Genomic DNA, 17,140 nt, shown 5'->3' on the forward strand with positions numbered 1-17,140 from the left:
ATATGGACAGCCCGGCCGCTCTTCTCCTCCTCGTCGCCCTCCTGATCGGCCTTGCGGTCGGCTGGCTGTTGCGGACCCGGTCGGCTGCCCCGCTCATGGCCGAAAAGGCCGATCTTGCCGCGAAGCTCGACACCGCGACGGCCCAGCGTAATGGCGCCATCGCCGAACTGGCGGTGGAAAAGGAACGGGTCGCGCAGGCCGCGACCCATGTCGCCCGCCTCGAAGCAGCGCAGGTCGCCGCTGACCAGAGGTTGGAGGCGGTGCAATCCGCTGCTGCCCGGCGTCTCGACGCTGTCCAGGCCGAGCGGGAGGCCGCGCTGCGCGATCTCGCCGCGCTCCAGTCCGACACCCAGGCCCGCACCCAGGCGTTCGAGCAGCAGATCGCCGCGCTCAAGGACGCCAAGGAACAGCTTTCCGCCCAGTTCAGCGAGATTGGCGGCAAGCTGCTCGACCAGGCACAAACCCAGTTCCTGACCCGCGCCGACCAGCGCTTCGCCCAGGCGAGCGAAAAGAGCGAGGCGCAGCTCAAGACCCTTCTCTCGCCCGTGGAAACCACGCTCAAACGCTATGAGGAAGGCCTCGCCCGTGTCGAGAAGGACCGGGTCGGCAGCTATGCCGAACTGCGGGAGGCGATCGCGCAGGTCCATCAGGGTCAGGGCCAGGTTCGCGAGGAAACGGCCAAGCTCGTCAATGCGCTCCGCGCCGCGCCCAAGACCCGCGGCCGCTGGGGCGAGCAGCAGTTCAAGAACCTCATCGAAACCGCCGGCCTCTCCCCCTTCGTGGATTTCCAGGAGGAAGTCTCCGTCACCGTGGAGGACGGCCGGCTGCGCCCGGATTTCATCATCCGCCTGCCCGGCGACCAGCAACTGGTGGTCGACGTCAAATGCTCGCTGGAAGCCTATCTCAACGCCGTCGACCAGGTCGATTCCGCCTCTCGCGAGCGCTATCTGGCGGACCATGCCCGCGCCGTGCGAACCCATGCCGACGCGCTGGGGCGCAAGGCCTATTGGGAACAGTTCGCCAAGGCGCCCGACTTCGTCATCATGTATGTCCCCGGCGACAATTTCGTCACCGCGGCGCTGGAGGCGGACATGGACCTGTGGGAACGCGCCGCGCGCAACCGCGTCATCATCTGCGGCCCCGCCACCTTCCTCCCCCTCGCCCGCACGCTGGCGGGCCACTGGCGCCAGGCGAAGATGCAGGAACAGGCGCAGCAGGTGGGCCAGCTCGGCAAGGAACTGTACGAGCGCCTGTCCGTCGCCGCGACCCATCTCAAGCGCCTCGGCTCCGGGCTCAACAGCGCCGTCTCCAACTACAACAGCTTCATCGGCAGTTTCGAGAGCCGCGTCCTCGCGACCGGCCGCAAGTTCCGCGACCTCGACATCGAGACCGGCGGCAAGGACATAGAGGCCATGGAACCGCTCGACGTGCTGGCGCGCGACCCGCAGGTGGACGAGGCGCGGGCGCTGCCGGCGGCGGAATGACGCCGCTCAGGCGCCCGTCTGATGCCGCCCTTGCAGCGGGCGGCCGATAGAGACGGGCGTCAGCTCTCGTCGCCCATCCGCAGCGCGGCGATGAAGGCTTCCTGCGGAATCTGCACGCTGCCATATTCGCGCATCCGCTTCTTGCCTTCCTTCTGCTTCTCCAGCAGCTTCTTCTTGCGGGTGATGTCGCCGCCATAGCATTTCGCCGTGACATCCTTGCGCATCGCCGCGATCGTCTCGCGCGCGATCACCTTGCCGCCGATCGCCGCCTGGATCGGGATCTTGAACAGGTGGCGAGGGATCAGATCCTTCAACCGTTCGCACATGTGCCGCCCGCGCGCCTCGGCGGCGCTGCGGTGGACGATCATCGAAAGCGCATCGACCGGCTCATTGTTGACGAGGATGCTCATCTTGACGAGGTCGCCCTCGCGCGTGCCGATCTGGTGATAGTCGAAGCTGGCATAGCCGCGACTGATCGACTTCAGCCGGTCATAGAAGTCGAACACGACTTCGTTGAGCGGCAGTTCATAGGTCACCTGCGCGCGGCCGCCGACATAGGTCAGGTTCTTCTGGATGCCGCGCCGGTCCTGGCAGAGCTTCAGGATGCTGCCCAGATATTCGTCGGGGCAGTAGATCACCGCCTCGATCCACGGCTCCTCGATCATCTCGATATGGTTGGGATCGGGCATGTCGGCCGGGTTGTGCAGATGGCGCACCGTCCCGTCCTTCATATGCATCTCATAGACCACCGAAGGCGCGGTGGTGATCAGGTCGAGATCATATTCGCGGGTCAGCCGCTCCTGGATGATCTCCAGATGAAGGAGGCCCAGAAATCCGCAACGGAAGCCGAAACCCAGTGCCGCCGATGTTTCCATCTCGAAGGAGAAGCTGGCATCGTTCAGGCGCAGCTTCGAGATGGAGTCGCGCAGCTTCTCGAAATCATTGGCATCCACCGGGAACAGGCCGCAGAACACCACCGGCTGCACTTCCTTGAAGCCCGGCAGCGCCGCCTTGGCCGGATTCTTGACCGTGGTGATGGTGTCGCCGACGCGGGTCTGGCTGATATCCTTGATCTGGGCGGTGATGAAGCCGATCTCGCCGGGGCCAAGCTCGGGCAGATGCTCGATCTTGGGCCGCATACAGCCGACGCGGTCGATCAGATGCTCGGTGCCGCCGATCATGAACTTGATGTTCTGGCCCTTCCTGATGACGCCATTGACGACGCGCACCAGGATGACGACGCCCAGATAGGGGTCGTACCAGCTGTCGACCAGCATCGCCTCCAGCGGGGCGTCACGGTCGCCCTTGGGCGGCGGGATCTTCGCGACGATCGCCTCCAGCACCTCGTCGATGCCGATGCCCGATTTCGCGCTGGCCAGCACCGCTTCGGACGCGTCGAGGCCGATAACCTCCTCGATTTCCGCGCGCACCTTCTCCGGCTCGGCGGCCGGCAGGTCGATCTTGTTCAGGACGGGCACGATCTCATGGTCATGCTCGATCGACTGGTAGACGTTCGCCAGCGTCTGCGCTTCCACGCCCTGCGCCGCGTCCACGACCAGGAGCGCGCCCTCGCACGCGGCCAGGCTGCGCGACACTTCATAGGCGAAGTCGACATGGCCCGGCGTGTCCATCAGGTTCAGCTCATAGGTCTCGCCATTCTTCGCGACATAGTCGAGGCGCACGGTCTGCGCCTTGATGGTGATGCCGCGCTCCTTCTCGATGTCCATATTGTCGAGCACTTGCGCGCTCATCTCGCGGTCGGTCAGGCCACCGGTGCGCTGGATCAGCCGGTCGGCCAGCGTGGACTTGCCATGGTCGATATGCGCGATGATGGAAAAATTGCGGATATGGCTGAGATCGGTCATCGGCGCCCGATAGCAGCGATTACACGCCCTGTCAGCACGGCAGAAGCAGGTTCGCGCCGCAGTATGCAAGTCCTGTCCGCTGTGCTAGGATGTCGCTACCTTTTGCGGGGTCGCACCATAATCAGAAACGGCTGTACATATCCGCATCAAGGGGAAATTTTGGCAATGCTGAAGACCGTTTCCGCGCTACTCACGACGGCAGCGCTGGTCGCGACGCCGATCGCGGCGAATGCGCAGACAAATATGAGTTCATCCGGCCAGACCTACAAGGACGGCACCACCAAAGGCGCCTCCTCCGGTCGCCGCGCGCAGGAACGCGCAACGCGCGAAATCCCCCGCTGTACCCGGATGCTCGGCACCGTCGCGATCGTGGAGCCGGACAATCAGTGGTGGCGCGAACTGAACCTGGGCAGCCCGGAGGCGATCCTAAAGGTCTTCATCCAGCAGTCGGGCTGCTTCCGCATGGTCAATCGCGGACGGGCGATGGCGAGCCGCGCGATGGAACGCGCAATGGCCGATTCGGGTGAACTCCAGGCGGGGTCGAACCTGGGCAAGGGCCAGGTGAAAGCGGCTGATTATTATCTGGAGCCGGACATCGTCTCCTCGAACCGCAATTCGGGCGGCGGCGGCATCGGCGGCGCGCTCGGCGGCCTGATGGGCGGTTTCGGCGGCGCGATCCTGGGCGGCCTCAACATCAAGAAGAAAGAGGCCAACGTCACTCTCTCGATCGTAAACGCACGCACGACCGAGGAAGAGGCGCTGACCGAAGGCTATGCGCGCAAGACCGACATCGGCTTCGGCGGCGGCGCGGGCGGTGGCTGGTGGGGCGGTTTCGCCGCGGCCGGCGGCAGCGGCTACCAGAATACGGAGATCGGCCAGGTGATCGTGCTCGCCTATCTCGACGCCTATACCAAGCTGGTGACGCAACTCGGTGGGCTGCCCGCCAGTGCGGCCGCGGCGGCGCCCGTCGCGCAATAAGACGACGATCGCAGAGTCATGAAGGCGCGGCTGGAAACGGCCGCGCCTCTTTCATGTCTGGCTGGGTGCGGCATCCGGCAAGGAAGCCCGCGCCGCGCTGCGCCGCTTCCACCAGGCCAGGATGGCCTCTCCGGCGGGACGTTCGACCAGGCGGTTGATCGCGGTCCCCAGCAGCAATGCGACGGCAAACGCCGCCGCAAAGCCGATCCAGGGACTGTAACCGGCCTTGGCGCATTCCAGCATGACGACGAAGCCGACATGCTGGTGGATTAGGTAGAAGGAATAGCTGATCCCGCCCAGCCAGACGAGCGGTCGCAGGCTGAGGAAGCGGAGATAGCCATGGACGAGCGCCACGAAGGCGAGCAGCAGGATGCAGCCGACAATGGCGACATCCCAGCTCTCCATCGTCGCGATCGACAGCAATGCCAGCGCCGCATAGGGCGCCTGCTGCCGCAGCCTGCGCTGGCCGCGCCAGACCCGATAGGCCAGCATCCCGATGATGAAGAAGGGGGCATAGCGCAGCACCAGCAGCATGATGATGCGCTCGGGCATGTCGGGCCAAATCCAGAACAGCCAGCGCAGCATCAGCCAACCCGCCAGCAGCGGCTCCAGCCGCCGCATCCCGGTGAATTTCCAGATCGCGATCATGCAGAAATAGAAGGCGATTTCGACCGTCAGGGTCCAATAGGCGCCATCCACCTCCGGAAGGAAGGCGAAGCCCTGCAACATGGTGACATTGGCGAGGATCGCCACCGGCCCGATCAGCAGCTGAGTCGCCTGCGCCAGATATTCGATCGACAGCGTCAGCAGCATCGCCACGAGATAGGCGGGATAGAGTCGGGCAAAACGATTGACGACGAAATCAGCGACGGACCGGATTCGGTCCAGCGTGAAGAAGATGGCAAAGCCGGATATGGTGAAGAAGAGCAACACCCGGTAATTGCCGCCGGGAAAGCTGAACGGCACATGCGCGGCCTGCGGAAACAGCTCGTGGAAGCGGGTCGAATAGTGGAAGATCAGCACGCACAATGCGCCGATCCCCCGGAGCGCGTCCAATTCCGTCAAGCGGTTGCGGGAAGGCGGCGTTCCGACCATGCGCTCTCATAGCAACAGGACAGCAACGAATCCGTTACTATCGTGGTTAACAGCAACGTTCGATTCCGCGATTTTTTGCTGCTTCCTTTCCAAATTGAGACATTATGCCGCTGCGGACAGATCTTCGGCCGCTCAGCGAGGCGACTCGGCAGCCCGTTTCAGTCCCGCCAATTGTTCCGCCAGCACCTGATCCACCAAAGGCGCCATCTTCGCGGCGCCTCCCCGCAGATAGCCTCCGACGACATAGGTCATCGTGATCTTGACCCCCTGTCCAACCGGCTGGATGGCGAAGTCCAGTGCGCCGGTAACACCCTCGGTCTGGAGCGGCCCCAATCCCCCGACAAGCCGCAATTGCTTGCCAGGAACGGCATAGACGACGCGCGCATGTTCGATCGATCCCGCCGTCCCACTTTTCGCCGGGATGGTTTCGCAGAAACAGCCACCCGCCTGTGGCACCAAGGTCATGTTGGCGGAATCGCCGCTATAAGTGTGCGCGTCATTCCACCACCGACCGGGCAACGCCAGCAAGGCGTAGACAGCCTCTGGCCCGGCCGCGATCTCGACGCTGGCTTCGGTCGCAAAACCATTCTCGCCCGCGCCCGTAACAGCAGAATGGGCCGGTGCGGCCATCGCCACGCCAGCCCATGCCAGTAACCTCGAAATGCCCATGGCTGCCTTCCCTCGTTCCCGGAGGGCAGTCTAGCTCAGGCGGCGTCGCCATCCAAGATGGCGGCAATGGCGGCGGTCACGTCGGCCATGTCGGCCATGCCGTCGACCCGCGACACGATACCGCGGCCCTCGTAGATCGGCAGGATAGGCGCGGTCTTGGCGCGATATTCGGCCATGCGCGTCCGCACCGTCTCCTCATTGTCGTCGGGGCGGCGCTTGAACTCGTGCCCATGGCACTTGTCGCACTCATTTTCGACCGCAGGGGTCTTGAACCGGTCGTGATAGCCTTCGCCGCAGGTCGCGCAGGTGAAACGGCCCGTGATGCGCTCGACCAGCGCATCCTCATTCACATCCAGTTCGATGACATGGTCGAGCGTGCGGTCGCGCGATCCCAATAGGGTGTCGAGCGCCTGGGCCTGCGCCTGCGTCCGCGGATAGCCGTCGAAGATCACGCCGGTCTCGGGAGCCAGCGCATCGAGCGCCTCGCCGATGATGCCCGACACGATCTCGTCGGACACCAGCGCGCCCGCTTCCATCACGGCCTTCGCCTTGAGTCCGATCGGCGTCCCGGCCTTCACCGCAGCGCGCAGCATATCGCCGGTCGACAGCTGCACCATCCCGCGACTGTCCACCAGCCGCGTCGCCTGGGTACCCTTGCCGGCCCCCGGAGGACCAAGCAGAATGATATTCATTGCGCGCATTCTCCCCTGTTCGTGCGCTATTCAGAGTCTCGAAACGCCCCTCAGCGCAGTCGACCCTTCAGCTTCGCCTTCTTGATGAGGTCGCCATATTGATGGGCGAGCAGATGGCTCTGGATCTGGGTCACGGTGTCGACCGTAACATTGACGACGATCAGCAGGCTAGTCCCTCCAAGGTAGAAGGGAATTCCCGCCCGTGCGATGGCGAATTCGGGCACCAGGCAAATGAACGCCAGGTAAGCCGCGCCGATGACGGTGATGCGCGTCAGCACATAATCCAGATAATGTTCGGTGTTCTTGCCCGGACGAATGCCCGGAATGAAGCCGCCGTTGCGCTTCAGATTGTCAGCCGTCTCTTCCGGGTTGAACACCACCGCAGTGTAGAAGAAGCAGAAGAAGACAATGCCCAGGCCATAGAGCGCCATGTACACGGGGCTGCCGTGCGCCAGATACTGGTTCAGCGTCAGGACGAAATCGCCCAGCCTGCTCTCGCCCGCTACGGTCTGCCCCGCAAATTGCGAGATGGTGAGCGGCATCAGCAGCAACGAACTGGCGAAGATCGGCGGGATCACACCTGCGGTGTTGACCTTCAGCGGCAGATGGCTGCGATCGGCCTGCATCAGCCCCTGACGGGTCTGGCGCTTGGGATACTGGATCAGGACGCGGCGCTGGGCGCGTTCCATGAAGCAGATCAACAGGATCAGCCCGACCGCCATGACCATGATCAGGAAAATGAGCAGGCCGGAAATCGAGCCTTCGCTGCCCGACTTGAACAGATTGCTGAGCGTCACCGGCAGCTGGGCGACGATGCCGGCCATGATGATGAGCGAAACGCCGTTGCCGATGCCCCGCGAGGTGATCTGTTCACCCAGCCACATCAGGAACATCGTGCCGCCGATCAGCGAGACGACCGCCGTCAGCCGGAACAGCAGGCCGGGTTCGATCACGGCGGCGACGCCCGACTGGGCACCGAAGCTCTCTAGACCGACCGCAATGAAATAGCCCTGCACCGCGGTCAGGCCAACGGTGCCATAGCGGGTATATTGGTTCAGCTTCTTGCGGCCGCTCTCCCCTTCCTTCTTGATCGCAGCAAGCTGCGGCGAGAGGCTGGCCGCGAGCTGCACCACGATCGAGGCGGTGATATAGGGCATCACGCCAAGCGCGATCAGGCTCATGCGCGACAGCGAACCACCCGAGAAGGTGTTGAAGATATCGAGGATGCCGCCGTTGGTCTGGGCATAGAGCGTCGAAAGCGCCGTCGGATCAACACCGGGCAACGGCACGAAGCTCAGGAAGCGGAAGACGATCAGTGCGCCGAGCGTGAACCACAGGCGCTTCTTGAGGTCGGTCGCCTGGCTGAATTTCGCGAGGCTGAGATTGGATGCGAGCTGGTCGGCTCTCGATGCCATGGTGGCTGCCCTTCAAATCACTCTTGCCCGGGATGGAGGTCCGAGCCGGAATCGCATTCCCCTTAGCGGGGGCTTGGGGCGCTGTCGAACCGGGAATTGCCGCGGCTGCGACAAACAGCGTCCCCGATGCACATGACCCCGCCGACCCATATCGGGCAGCGGGGTCACGCTTGCAAGACTTGGCAGGCCGGATCAGGCCTTCGCTGCGGCCTTCTTGGCGGCAAGGGCGGTGCCCTTCTTGGCCTTGGCCTTTTCCGCCGCAGGAACCACCGCGATCACCTCGACCTTGCCACCGGCCTTCTCGACTGCGTCGATCGCGCTCTGCGACGCGCCGGCGACCAGGAAGCTCAGCTTCGTGGTCAGTTCGCCCTTGGCGAGGAGGCGCACGCCGTCCTTGCCACCACGCGCCAGGCCGGCCGCCTTCAACGCAGCATGATCGACGGTGGCGCTGGCGTCCAGCTTGCCGGCGTCGATCGCCTTCTGCACCGCGCCCAGGTTCACGATCGCGTAATCCTTGGCGAAGATATTGTTGAAGCCGCGCTTCGGCAGACGCATGTGGAGCGGCATCTGACCGCCCTCGAAGCCGTTGATGCTGACGCCCGAACGCGCCTTGGCGCCCTTCTGGCCGCGACCGGCGGTCTTGCCCTTGCCCGAGCCGATACCACGGCCGACGCGCATCCGGCCCTTGCGGCTACCGGCATTATCGTTGAGTTCGTTCAGTTTCATGTTTTGTGCACTCGCTTTCGCTATGTTCGCGCGAAGGCCCGATCCACCGGGATCGGGCCAAAGCCCCCACTAAAGCTGGAGCCTTGTGAGGCTGGGCGGCTTCCATCACGGAGTCGCCCAATTGCCAGAGATCCCAGCTTCCGCTGGGATGACGGTCTTTACTCGACCACCTGCACCATATGGGGCAGCTTCTTGATGGCACCGCGCACTTCCGCGGTATCTTCCAGCTCCACCACGCGGTGCATCTTGCCAAGGCCCAGGCTGATCAGAATCTTCTTCTGGTCGGCCGGGCGACGGATCGGCGAACCGATCTGCTTGATCTTGATTTTCGCCATGTCTGTTACTCCGCAATCGCTTCGGCGTCAGCCTGCGCGACGTCGGCCGAGGCACCACCGCGACGCAGAAGGTCGGCGACCTTCTTGCCACGACGCTGCGCCACCGACTTGGGGCTGGTCTGTTCGCCCAGCGCCGCGAAGGTCGCACGGATCATGTTATAGGGGTTCGACGTGCCGTTCGACTTGGTCACGACGTCAGCGACGCCGAGGCTTTCGAACACGGCGCGCATCGGACCGCCAGCGATGATGCCCGTACCGGCCGGGGCCGAACGAACCGTCACCTTGCCGGCGCCGAAGTGGCCGAGGCCGTCGTGGTGCAGGGTGCGGCCTTCCTTCAGCGGAACGCGGACCATCGCCTTCTTGGCGGCGGCGGTCGCCTTGCTGATGGCTTCGGGCACTTCGCGCGCCTTGCCATGGCCGAAGCCCGCACGGCCCTTGCCGTCGCCGACGACGACCAGAGCGGCGAAACCGAAGCGCTTACCGCCCTTGACGGTCTTCGAGACGCGGTTGATGTGAACCAGCTTCTCGATCAGCTCTTCGCCCTGCTCCTCGTCCCGATTGCCGCGACGGTCGTCGCGACGGCCACGGCCGCCACGTTCGCCACGGTTGCGATCCCCGCCACGGCCACGGCCACGGCCACGACCTTCGGTCTGAGCCTCGACGCCCTCGACGGGTGCGACGACTTCGTTGGTGTTTTCGTCAGCCATGATCAGAACTCCAGCCCGCCTTCACGGGCGGCATCGGCCAGCGCCTTGACGCGGCCATGGAACAGGAAGCCACCGCGGTCGAACACGACCTTGGTGACACCGGCGGCGGTCGCCGCGGCGGCGACGCGCTTGCCGACATCGGCAGCGGCTTCGGAAGTTGCGCCGGTCTTGCCGCGCACATCCTTGTCCAGGGTCGATGCTGCCGCGACGGTCTTGCCGGCGACGTCATCAATGACCTGCGCGTAGATGTGACGACCCGAACGATGCACGCTGAGGCGGGGCTTGTGGCCCGCAACGGCCTTGAGGGCGGTGCGAACGCGGCGACGACGCCGCGCGAAGAGGGAAAGCTTTGCCATCTTACTTCTTCTTCCCTTCCTTGCGGAAGATGAACTCGCCGGCGTACTTGATACCCTTGCCCTTATAGGGTTCGGGCTTGCGCCAGCGGCGGATCTCGGCGGCAACCTGACCCACCTTCTGCTTGTCGATGCCGGTGATCTCGACCGTGGTGTTATCCGGGGTCTTGATCTCGATGCCTTCCGGCACAGCGAAGTCGACGTCGTGCGAATAGCCGAGCTTCAGGTTCAGAACCTTGCCCTTGGCGTCCGCACGATAGCCGACACCGGTGATGAGCAGCTTCTTCGTGTAGCCCTCCGTCACGCCGGTGATCAGATTGGCGATCAGGGTGCGCTGCATACCCCAGAAAGCGCGGGCGCGCTTGCTGTCGTTGGCAGGCTTCACCGCGATCGAACCATCTTCGATGCTGTAGGTGACTTCGTCGGCCAGCGGCAGCGACAGGGTGCCCTTCGGCCCCTTAACCGACAGCTCGCCATCGGCGATCGACGCGGTGACGCCCGCGGGGACGGCAACCGGCTTCTTACCAGTGCGGCTCATCAGAACACCTCCGCCAGCACTTCGCCGCCAACATTCTGCTCACGCGCTTCCGCGTCAGACAGAACACCCTTGGGCGTCGAGACAATGGTGATGCCGAGGCCATTGCGGATTACCGGCAGTTCCTTGGAACCCGAGTAAACGCGGCGACCAGGCTTGGACACGCGGGCGACATGCTTGATCGCCGGCTGGCCCTCGAAATATTTCAGCTCGATGCGCAGGCCGGGATGATTGCCGAGGACTTCCTCGGAATAACCACGGATATAGCCTTCGCGCTGCAGCACGTCGAGGACGCGGGCACGGAGCTTGCTGGCGGGGGACACGACGCTGTCCTTCTTCGCCTGCTGCCCGTTGCGGATGCGGGTGAGCATATCACCCAGGGGATCGGTCAATGCCATCTCAAATGATCCTTACCAGCTCGACTTGGTGACGCCGGGGATCAGGCCCTTGTTGGCCAGATCACGCAGCTGCACGCGGCAGAGACGGAATTTGCGGTAGTAAGCGCGGGGACGCCCCGTCAGCTCGCAGCGGTTCCGAACGCGGGTCGGATTGCCGTTGCGGGGGATCTCCGCCATCTTCAGACGCGCGATCAGACGATCGCTGTCATCGGCCGCGGTATCATTCGCGATCGCCTTGAGCTTCGCATAGCGGCCGGCATATTTCTTCACCAGCTTCTTGCGGCGCTCGTTCTTGTTGATCGAACTCAGTTTCGCCATGACTTAAGTTCTCTTCCTTAGCTTAAGCGTTTGGGAGAGAAGCGGGGCCTTTTCAGGCCGCCTGCTTCTCTTCGATCGGGAAGGGGAAGCCGAAGAGACGCAGCAGTTCGCGCGCTTCCTCGTCCGTCTTCGCCGTGGTGGTCACGATGATGTCCATGCCACGAACCTTGTCGATCTTGTCGTAGCTGATCTCCGGGAAAATCAGCTGCTCCTTGATGCCGAAGGCATAGTTGCCACGACCATCGAAGCTCTTGGGGTTCAGACCACGGAAGTCGCGCACGCGGGGCAGCGCGATGTTGATCAGACGGTCCAGGAATTCATACATGCGCTCGCGGCGCAGCGTGACCTTGGCACCGATCGGCATACCTTCACGCAGCTTGAACTGCGCGATGGACTTGCGAGCCTTGGTGATGACCGGCTTCTGACCGGCGATCTGCTCCATTTCCTCGGCGGCCTGGGTGACCTTCTTCTTGTCCTGGGTCGCTTCGCCCACGCCCATGTTGAGCACGATCTTCTCGATCTTGGGCACTTCCATGACGTTCTTGTAACCGAACTTCTCGGTCATCGCCTTGGCGATCTCGGCGTCATACTGCGCCTTCGAGCGCGGGATGTACTTGTCGCTCATTACAGCACCTCACCGGACTTGACGGCGACACGGACCTTCTTGCCGTCGCGGTCCTCGAAACGGACGCGGGTCGGCTTGCCATCCTTGTCGGCGACAGCGACGTTGGAAATGTGCAGCGGCGCCGGCTTGCGATCGATGCCACCCTGCGGGTTGGACTGATCGGGCTTGCGGTGACGCGCATGGACGTTGATGCCTTCGACGAGGACCTTGTCCTCCTTCGGCAGCACCTGCAGGACGGCGCCGGTGCGGCCCTTGTCCTTGCCGGCCAGGACGACGATCTTGTCGCCCTTCTTGATCTTGGCAGCGCTCATTACAGCACCTCGGGGGCGAGCGAGATGATCTTCATGTGCTTCTTGGCGCGCAGTTCGCGAACGACCGGGCCAAAGATACGGGTGCCGATCGGCTCCTCGTTCTTGTTGATGAGCACAGCGGCATTGCCGTCGAAGCGAATCACGCTGCCATCAGCGCGACGCACGTCCTTGGCGGTGCGCACGATGACGGCGCGATGCACGTCACCCTTCTTCACCTTGCCACGAGGCGCAGCTTCCTTGATCGAGACGACGATGATGTCGCCTACGCTCGCGAAGCGACGCTTCGAGCCGCCCAGCACCTTGATGCACTGGACGCGCTTGGCGCCGCTGTTGTCAGCGACGTCAAGATTGGATTGCATCTGGATCATGGATCCGGTTCCTTCTTATTTGGCCTACCGGGACAATTCCCGGCGGTTCCGAATTTCGTGCATAGAGACTCGAACCGAGCCTTTGACTCTACGCGAAGCGCGGGCCTGTACCCTTTCCCGAAGGAAAAGGCCAGCCCCGCGCCGCATTTTTAGGTCAAAGGCTCAATGAGCCTCCCTCAGGCCGCCGTTTCCGGCGACTTGTGGGTGTCCACGCGCTCGATGACCTTCCAGGTCTTGAGCTTGGAAATCGGAGCGGTCTCTTCGATGCGGACCGTTTCGCCTTCCTTGTAGACATTGCCCTCATCATGGGCATGGTACTTCTTCGACAGACGGATGATCTTGCCGTAGAGCGCATGCTTTACCTTGCGCTCCACCCGAACCACCACCGTCTTGTCGGTCTTGTCGGAAACCACCGTTCCCGTCAGCACGCGCTTGGGCATCGTGTGTTTCCTTTACTTCGCGGCCGAGCGGGTACGCTCGGACTGCAGGGTCTTGATCTGCGCGATCGACCGACGGACTTCACGCACGCGGCTGGGCTTTTCCAGCTGGTTGGTGGCCGCCTGGAAACGCAGGTTGAACTGCTCGCGCTTCAGGTTGTTGAGTTCGGTCGACAGTTCGTCGTCCGTCTTGGTCTTGAGGTCTGCGACGTTCGCCACGGCTTAACCCTCCAGGTGCGAGGTGTCGCCGAGGCGGGCGACGACCTTCGTCTTGATGGGCAGCTTCATCGCGGCGCGCGAGAAGGCCTCTGCTGCGAGCGGACCGGGCACGCCGTCCAGTTCGAACAGGATGCGGCCCGGCTTGACGCGAGCAGCCCAATATTCGACCGAACCCTTGCCCTTGCCCTGACGGACTTCGGCCGGCTTCTTCGACACCGGCACGTCGGGGAACACGCGAATCCACAACCGGCCCTGACGGCGGATATGGCGGGTGATCGCGCGGCGAGCCGCTTCGATCTGACGTGCGGTGACGCGCTCGGGTTCCAGAGCCTTGAGGCCGTAGGAGCCGAAATTCAGAGCCGAACCGCCCTTGGCGTCGCCCTTGATCCGGCCCTTGAAGGCCTTGCGGAACTTCATTTTCTTCGGTTGCAGCATGACGCTATTACCTTCTTATCTTCAGCGCGCCGGGCGCACGCCGGAGGTCTGAGCCTCCAGCATCAGCCGGTCGGTGGCCATCGGATCATGACCAAGGATTTCACCCTTGAAGATCCAGACCTTGATGCCGCACACGCCATAGGCGGTATGGGCTTCGGCTTCGGCATAGTCGACGTTCGCGCGCAGCGTGTGCAGCGGAACGCGGCCTTCGCGATACCATTCGACGCGCGCGATCTCCGCGCCGCCCAGACGGCCGCCGCAGGTGATCTTGATGCCTTCGGCGCCCAGACGGAGAGCCGACTGCACCGCGCGCTTCATCGCACGACGGAAAGCCACGCGGCGTTCCAGCTGGTCGGCAATGCCCTGCGCAACGAGCTTGGAGTCGATTTCCGGCTTGCGGATTTCGACGATGTTCAGGCTGACGTCCGAAGAGGTCAGGCCGCCCAGCTTCTTGCGCAGCTTTTCGATGTCCGCGCCCTTCTTGCCGATGATGACACCGGGACGGGCGGCGTAGATCGACACGCGGCACAGCTTGGCCGGACGCTCGATAACGACCTTGGAGATCGCGGCCTGCGGCAGGTTCTTCATGATATACTGGCGGATCTTCAGATCCTCCAGCAGCAGGCGACCGTAGTCGGCGCCTTCCGCGAACCAGCGGCTGTCCCAGGTGCGGTTGATCTGCAGACGCAGACCGATCGGATTGCTCTTGTGACCCATGTGCTTACGCCTCCGCCTCTTCTGCAGCTTCACGCACGACGATGCGCACGCGGCTGAAGGGCTTCAGAATCCGGGTCGACTTGCCGCGGCCGCGAGCGTGGAAGCGCTTCAGGGTGAAGCTCTTGCCCACCGATGCTTCCGCGACGACCAGTGCGTCGACGTCCAGATTGTGGTTGTTTTCCGCATTGGCGATGGCCGAAGCCAGCACCTTGCGCACGTCGACCGCCATCGCCTTCTTGGAGAAGGCGAGGATGTTCAGCGCGTCCTCGACCTTGCGGCCGCGGATGAGCGTGGCGACCAGGTTCAGCTTCTGGGCTGAACCACGGATCTGCGTGCCAACGGCCAGCGCCTCATTGTCGGCGACGCGACGGGGAGCCTTTTGCTTGCTCATTAGCGCTTGCCCTTCTTGTCGGCAGCGTGACCGGGGAAGTAGCGGGTCGGGGCGAATTCACCCAGCTTGTGACCAACCATTTCCTCGTTCACGAGGACCGGAACATGCTTGCGGCCATTATAGACGTTGAACGTCAGGCCAACGAACTGCGGCAGGATGGTGGAACGGCGCGACCAGGTCTTGATCGGACCGGTACGGCCACCGGCGTCCTGCGCCGTTTCCGCCTTCTTCAGAAGGCTGAGGTCCACGAACGGACCTTTCCAGACGGAACGAGCCATCTCGCTTACCTCTTCTTCTTCGCGTGGCGGCTACGGATGATGAACTTGTCCGTCGCCTTGTTGTGGCGGGTGCGCGCACCCTTGGTCGGCTTGCCCCAGGGCGTGACCGGATGACGGCCGCCCGAGGTCCGGCCTTCACCACCACCATGCGGGTGATCGACCGGGTTCTTCGCCACACCGCGCGTCAGCGGACGCTTACCCAGCCAGCGATTACGGCCGGCCTTGGCAAGGTTGGTGTTGGCGTTGTCCGGGTTCGACACGGCACCGACAGTGCCCATGCAGTCCGAACGGATGTAGCGCTGCTCGCCCGAGGACAGACGGACCATCACCATGCCACGATCGCGACCGACCAGCTGGGCATAGGTACCCGCCGAACGGCAGAGCTGACCGCCCTTGCCGGGCTTCATCTCGATATTGTGGATGATGGTGCCGACCGGCATCTGGCCGAGTTCCATCGCATTGCCCGGCTTCACGTCGGTCTTCTTGCCCGCGACGACCTTGTCGCCGGGAGCCAGACGCTGCGGCGCCAGGATATAGGCCTGGGTGCCGTCGGGATAGTTGACCAGCGCGATGAAGGCGGTGCGGTTGGGGTCATATTCCAGACGCTCGACCGTGCCCTCGACGTCCCACAGCCTACGCTTGAAGTCGATGATGCGGTAACGCTGCTTGTGACCGCCGGCGATGCCGCGCGAGGTCACATGACCCTTGTTGTTGCGGCCACCGGTCTTGCGCTTGCCTTCGGTCAGCGCCTTGACGGGCTTGCCCTTGTGCAGGCCGCTGCGGTCGACGAGGATCAGGCCACGCTGGGCCGGGCTCGTCGGGTTATAGTGCTTGAGTGCCATCTATCCCGCCTCAGATACCGGTGGTGACGTCGATGGGCTTACTGTCAGCAGTAAGCGTCACGATCGCCTTCTTCACGTCCGAACGCTTGTAGGGCTTGCCCTTCCAGCGCTTGACCTTCCCCTTCTGCACCAGCGTGTTGACCGACTTGACGGTCACGCCGAACAGCGCCTCGATGGCAGCCTTGATCTCCGGCTTCGACGCATCGTTGGCGACCTTGAAGACCACCGCGTTGTTCTCGGAGAGAAGGGTCGACTTCTCGGTGATGACCGGTGCGACAACGACGTCGAAGTGACGGTTGTCCACGGTCGCGGCTTCTTTCTTAGCCATTGAAACGGGCCTCCAGCTTTTCGACCGCGGCGCGGGTGAGCACCAGCGAGTCGGCCTTCAGGATGTCGTAGACGTTGGCGCCAACGGCCGGCAGCAGGTTCACGCCGACGATGTTGGCCGAAGCCTTCGCGAAGCTGACGTTGACCGCATCGCCATCGATGAACAGCGCCTTGGTCAGGTTCAGCTTGGCGAGATGCGCGACCAGAGCCTTGGTCTTGCCCTCTGCCACGTCGAGCGTGTCGAGAACGATCAGCGAACCGTCCTTCGCCTTCGACGACAGCGCCATCTTCAGGCCGAGCGCACGCACCTTCTTGTTGAGGTCGTGACCGAAGTCACGAGCGCGGGCGCCGTGCGCCTTACCACCGCCGATGAAGACGGGCGCCTTGCGATCGCCGTGACGAGCGGTACCGCCGCCCTTCTGGCGACCGAACTTCTTGCCGGTGCGGGCGACATCCGAACGCTCGCGGGTAGCGCGGGCCGGAGCGCGACGCTTCTCCAGCTGCCAGGTGACGACGCGGTGCAGGATGTCGGTGCGGGGCTCGATACCGAAAACGGCATCGTTCAGCTCCAGCTCGCCGGCAGCCTGCGCGTCGAGGGTCTGTACATTGACCTTCATGGT

The 17,140-nt window shown here is 63.5% G+C and carries 26 protein-coding genes; 2 read left to right on the forward strand and 24 right to left on the reverse strand.

What is annotated here, in order from left to right:
• Positions 1–2 precede the first annotated feature (2 nt).
• A complete protein-coding gene (gene rmuC, locus A7Q26_RS11825) occupies positions 3–1,484 on the forward strand; it encodes a DNA recombination protein RmuC (RefSeq protein ID WP_066859611.1) in 1,482 nt (493 codons plus the stop codon).
• Between the two features lie 59 nt (positions 1,485–1,543).
• Here the strand turns inward: rmuC and lepA are convergent, their stop codons facing one another.
• Positions 1,544–3,349 carry a translation elongation factor 4 gene (lepA, locus tag A7Q26_RS11830; RefSeq protein ID WP_066859613.1) on the reverse strand — a complete coding sequence of 602 codons (1,806 nt, stop codon included), beginning with the start codon at positions 3,347–3,349 and terminating at the stop codon, positions 1,544–1,546.
• Positions 3,350–3,514: 165 nt separating this feature from the next.
• Between lepA and A7Q26_RS11835 the strand changes: the two genes are divergently transcribed.
• Complete coding sequence (locus A7Q26_RS11835) at positions 3,515–4,327, forward strand: CsgG/HfaB family protein (protein ID WP_066859615.1); 813 nt, start codon at positions 3,515–3,517, stop codon at positions 4,325–4,327.
• A gap of 51 nt (positions 4,328–4,378) precedes the next feature.
• On the opposite strand, the gene A7Q26_RS11840 is transcribed toward A7Q26_RS11835, so the two are convergent.
• From A7Q26_RS11840 to rplD, 23 genes are all read right to left on the reverse strand, one after another.
• Complete coding sequence (locus A7Q26_RS11840) at positions 4,379–5,422, reverse strand: acyltransferase family protein (RefSeq protein WP_066859617.1); 1,044 nt, start codon at positions 5,420–5,422, stop codon at positions 4,379–4,381.
• A gap of 132 nt (positions 5,423–5,554) precedes the next feature.
• Complete coding sequence (locus A7Q26_RS11845) at positions 5,555–6,091, reverse strand: SRPBCC family protein (RefSeq protein ID WP_066859618.1); 537 nt, start codon at positions 6,089–6,091, stop codon at positions 5,555–5,557.
• A gap of 35 nt (positions 6,092–6,126) precedes the next feature.
• Complete coding sequence (locus A7Q26_RS11850; RefSeq protein WP_066859619.1) at positions 6,127–6,783, reverse strand: adenylate kinase; 657 nt, start codon at positions 6,781–6,783, stop codon at positions 6,127–6,129.
• 50 nt (positions 6,784–6,833) lie between these two features.
• Positions 6,834–8,198, reverse strand: a complete 1,365-nt coding sequence (gene secY, locus A7Q26_RS11855) for a preprotein translocase subunit SecY (protein WP_066859620.1) — start codon at positions 8,196–8,198, stop codon at positions 6,834–6,836.
• A 192-nt stretch (positions 8,199–8,390) separates the two neighbouring features.
• Positions 8,391–8,924: a 50S ribosomal protein L15 gene (gene rplO, locus A7Q26_RS11860; protein ID WP_066859622.1), complete on the reverse strand. Its 534-nt coding sequence runs from the start codon at positions 8,922–8,924 to the stop codon at positions 8,391–8,393.
• Between the two features lie 158 nt (positions 8,925–9,082).
• Positions 9,083–9,259, reverse strand: a complete 177-nt coding sequence (gene rpmD / locus A7Q26_RS11865) for a 50S ribosomal protein L30 (protein WP_066859625.1) — start codon at positions 9,257–9,259, stop codon at positions 9,083–9,085.
• A gap of 5 nt (positions 9,260–9,264) precedes the next feature.
• The gene (gene rpsE / locus A7Q26_RS11870) at positions 9,265–9,966 is read right to left on the reverse strand and encodes a 30S ribosomal protein S5 (RefSeq protein WP_084439096.1); all 702 of its coding nucleotides are present in this window, start codon (positions 9,964–9,966) and stop codon (positions 9,265–9,267) included.
• Between the two features lie 2 nt (positions 9,967–9,968).
• Positions 9,969–10,322, reverse strand: a complete 354-nt coding sequence (gene rplR, locus A7Q26_RS11875; protein ID WP_066859630.1) for a 50S ribosomal protein L18 — start codon at positions 10,320–10,322, stop codon at positions 9,969–9,971.
• Between the two features lies 1 nt (position 10,323).
• Complete coding sequence (gene rplF / locus A7Q26_RS11880) at positions 10,324–10,857, reverse strand: 50S ribosomal protein L6 (protein WP_066859631.1); 534 nt, start codon at positions 10,855–10,857, stop codon at positions 10,324–10,326.
• Positions 10,857–11,252 carry a 30S ribosomal protein S8 gene (gene rpsH, locus A7Q26_RS11885; RefSeq protein ID WP_066859632.1) on the reverse strand — a complete coding sequence of 132 codons (396 nt, stop codon included), beginning with the start codon at positions 11,250–11,252 and terminating at the stop codon, positions 10,857–10,859. The genes rplF and rpsH overlap by 1 nt, the downstream gene beginning before the upstream one ends.
• A gap of 12 nt (positions 11,253–11,264) precedes the next feature.
• Positions 11,265–11,570: a 30S ribosomal protein S14 gene (gene rpsN, locus A7Q26_RS11890; RefSeq protein WP_007707881.1), complete on the reverse strand. Its 306-nt coding sequence runs from the start codon at positions 11,568–11,570 to the stop codon at positions 11,265–11,267.
• Between the two features lie 52 nt (positions 11,571–11,622).
• The gene (gene rplE, locus A7Q26_RS11895; RefSeq protein ID WP_066859633.1) at positions 11,623–12,195 is read right to left on the reverse strand and encodes a 50S ribosomal protein L5; all 573 of its coding nucleotides are present in this window, start codon (positions 12,193–12,195) and stop codon (positions 11,623–11,625) included.
• Entirely contained in the window at positions 12,195–12,506 is a 312-nt protein-coding gene (gene rplX, locus A7Q26_RS11900; protein ID WP_066859634.1) for a 50S ribosomal protein L24, read from the reverse strand. Before rplX ends, rplE begins: the two co-directional genes overlap by 1 nt.
• Positions 12,506–12,874, reverse strand: coding sequence for a 50S ribosomal protein L14 (rplN, locus tag A7Q26_RS11905; protein ID WP_007686569.1), 369 nt, complete (start codon positions 12,872–12,874; stop codon positions 12,506–12,508). Before rplN ends, rplX begins: the two co-directional genes overlap by 1 nt.
• A 176-nt stretch (positions 12,875–13,050) precedes the next feature.
• Entirely contained in the window at positions 13,051–13,314 is a 264-nt protein-coding gene (gene rpsQ / locus A7Q26_RS11910; RefSeq protein ID WP_009820639.1) for a 30S ribosomal protein S17, read from the reverse strand.
• A 12-nt stretch (positions 13,315–13,326) separates the two neighbouring features.
• Positions 13,327–13,530, reverse strand: a complete 204-nt coding sequence (gene rpmC, locus A7Q26_RS11915) for a 50S ribosomal protein L29 (protein ID WP_066859635.1) — start codon at positions 13,528–13,530, stop codon at positions 13,327–13,329.
• 3 nt (positions 13,531–13,533) lie between these two features.
• Entirely contained in the window at positions 13,534–13,965 is a 432-nt protein-coding gene (gene rplP, locus A7Q26_RS11920) for a 50S ribosomal protein L16 (protein WP_066700949.1), read from the reverse strand.
• A gap of 21 nt (positions 13,966–13,986) precedes the next feature.
• Positions 13,987–14,682, reverse strand: a complete 696-nt coding sequence (gene rpsC / locus A7Q26_RS11925; RefSeq protein ID WP_007686574.1) for a 30S ribosomal protein S3 — start codon at positions 14,680–14,682, stop codon at positions 13,987–13,989.
• Between the two features lie 4 nt (positions 14,683–14,686).
• Positions 14,687–15,073, reverse strand: a complete 387-nt coding sequence (rplV, locus tag A7Q26_RS11930; protein WP_066859636.1) for a 50S ribosomal protein L22 — start codon at positions 15,071–15,073, stop codon at positions 14,687–14,689.
• The gene (gene rpsS, locus A7Q26_RS11935) at positions 15,073–15,351 is read right to left on the reverse strand and encodes a 30S ribosomal protein S19 (RefSeq protein ID WP_066859638.1); all 279 of its coding nucleotides are present in this window, start codon (positions 15,349–15,351) and stop codon (positions 15,073–15,075) included. The genes rplV and rpsS overlap by 1 nt, the downstream gene beginning before the upstream one ends.
• Positions 15,352–15,356: 5 nt before the next feature.
• Positions 15,357–16,193 (reverse strand): 50S ribosomal protein L2, encoded by an 837-nt coding sequence (rplB, locus tag A7Q26_RS11940; protein WP_066859655.1) that lies wholly within the window; start codon positions 16,191–16,193, stop codon positions 15,357–15,359.
• A 10-nt stretch (positions 16,194–16,203) separates the two neighbouring features.
• The gene (locus A7Q26_RS11945) at positions 16,204–16,521 is read right to left on the reverse strand and encodes a 50S ribosomal protein L23 (protein WP_066859658.1); all 318 of its coding nucleotides are present in this window, start codon (positions 16,519–16,521) and stop codon (positions 16,204–16,206) included.
• Complete coding sequence (gene rplD, locus A7Q26_RS11950) at positions 16,514–17,137, reverse strand: 50S ribosomal protein L4 (RefSeq protein WP_066859661.1); 624 nt, start codon at positions 17,135–17,137, stop codon at positions 16,514–16,516. The genes A7Q26_RS11945 and rplD overlap by 8 nt, the downstream gene beginning before the upstream one ends.
• Positions 17,138–17,140: the final 3 nt, after the last annotated feature.

Origin of the sequence: Sphingobium sp. TCM1 (assembly GCF_001650725.1) — a bacterium.
In the GTDB taxonomy this organism is placed as follows: domain Bacteria; phylum Pseudomonadota; class Alphaproteobacteria; order Sphingomonadales; family Sphingomonadaceae; genus Sphingobium.

Coding starts and splice junctions, on each gene's coding strand:
- rpsQ (WP_009820639.1), bottom strand. CDS start 13,314: ATGCCCAAGCGCGTGCTGACGGGAACGGTGGTTTCCGACAAGACCGAC.
- rpmD (WP_066859625.1), bottom strand. CDS start 9,259: ATGGCGAAAATCAAGATCAAGCAGATCGGTTCGCCGATCCGTCGCCCG.
- A7Q26_RS11845 (WP_066859618.1), bottom strand. CDS start 6,091: ATGGGCATTTCGAGGTTACTGGCATGGGCTGGCGTGGCGATGGCCGCA.
- rplE (WP_066859633.1), bottom strand. CDS start 12,195: ATGAGCGACAAGTACATCCCGCGCTCGAAGGCGCAGTATGACGCCGAG.
- rplO (WP_066859622.1), bottom strand. CDS start 8,924: ATGAAACTGAACGAACTCAACGATAATGCCGGTAGCCGCAAGGGCCGG.
- A7Q26_RS11835 (WP_066859615.1), top strand. CDS start 3,515: ATGCTGAAGACCGTTTCCGCGCTACTCACGACGGCAGCGCTGGTCGCG.
- A7Q26_RS11850 (WP_066859619.1), bottom strand. CDS start 6,783: ATGAATATCATTCTGCTTGGTCCTCCGGGGGCCGGCAAGGGTACCCAG.
- rpsH (WP_066859632.1), bottom strand. CDS start 11,252: ATGGCATTGACCGATCCCCTGGGTGATATGCTCACCCGCATCCGCAAC.
- rpsC (WP_007686574.1), bottom strand. CDS start 14,682: ATGGGTCACAAGAGCAATCCGATCGGTCTGCGTCTGCAGATCAACCGC.
- rpsE (WP_084439096.1), bottom strand. CDS start 9,966: ATGGCTGACGAAAACACCAACGAAGTCGTCGCACCCGTCGAGGGCGTC.
- A7Q26_RS11840 (WP_066859617.1), bottom strand. CDS start 5,422: ATGGTCGGAACGCCGCCTTCCCGCAACCGCTTGACGGAATTGGACGCG.
- rplP (WP_066700949.1), bottom strand. CDS start 13,965: ATGCTGCAACCGAAGAAAATGAAGTTCCGCAAGGCCTTCAAGGGCCGG.
- lepA (WP_066859613.1), bottom strand. CDS start 3,349: ATGACCGATCTCAGCCATATCCGCAATTTTTCCATCATCGCGCATATC.
- rplX (WP_066859634.1), bottom strand. CDS start 12,506: ATGAGCGCTGCCAAGATCAAGAAGGGCGACAAGATCGTCGTCCTGGCC.
- rpsS (WP_066859638.1), bottom strand. CDS start 15,351: ATGGCTCGTTCCGTCTGGAAAGGTCCGTTCGTGGACCTCAGCCTTCTG.
- rplB (WP_066859655.1), bottom strand. CDS start 16,193: ATGGCACTCAAGCACTATAACCCGACGAGCCCGGCCCAGCGTGGCCTG.
- rplN (WP_007686569.1), bottom strand. CDS start 12,874: ATGATCCAGATGCAATCCAATCTTGACGTCGCTGACAACAGCGGCGCC.
- rpsN (WP_007707881.1), bottom strand. CDS start 11,570: ATGGCGAAACTGAGTTCGATCAACAAGAACGAGCGCCGCAAGAAGCTG.
- rplV (WP_066859636.1), bottom strand. CDS start 15,073: ATGAGCAAGCAAAAGGCTCCCCGTCGCGTCGCCGACAATGAGGCGCTG.
- secY (WP_066859620.1), bottom strand. CDS start 8,198: ATGGCATCGAGAGCCGACCAGCTCGCATCCAATCTCAGCCTCGCGAAA.
- rplR (WP_066859630.1), bottom strand. CDS start 10,322: ATGGCAAAGCTTTCCCTCTTCGCGCGGCGTCGTCGCCGCGTTCGCACC.
- rplD (WP_066859661.1), bottom strand. CDS start 17,137: ATGAAGGTCAATGTACAGACCCTCGACGCGCAGGCTGCCGGCGAGCTG.
- A7Q26_RS11945 (WP_066859658.1), bottom strand. CDS start 16,521: ATGGCTAAGAAAGAAGCCGCGACCGTGGACAACCGTCACTTCGACGTC.
- rmuC (WP_066859611.1), top strand. CDS start 3: ATGGACAGCCCGGCCGCTCTTCTCCTCCTCGTCGCCCTCCTGATCGGC.
- rplF (WP_066859631.1), bottom strand. CDS start 10,857: ATGAGCCGCACTGGTAAGAAGCCGGTTGCCGTCCCCGCGGGCGTCACC.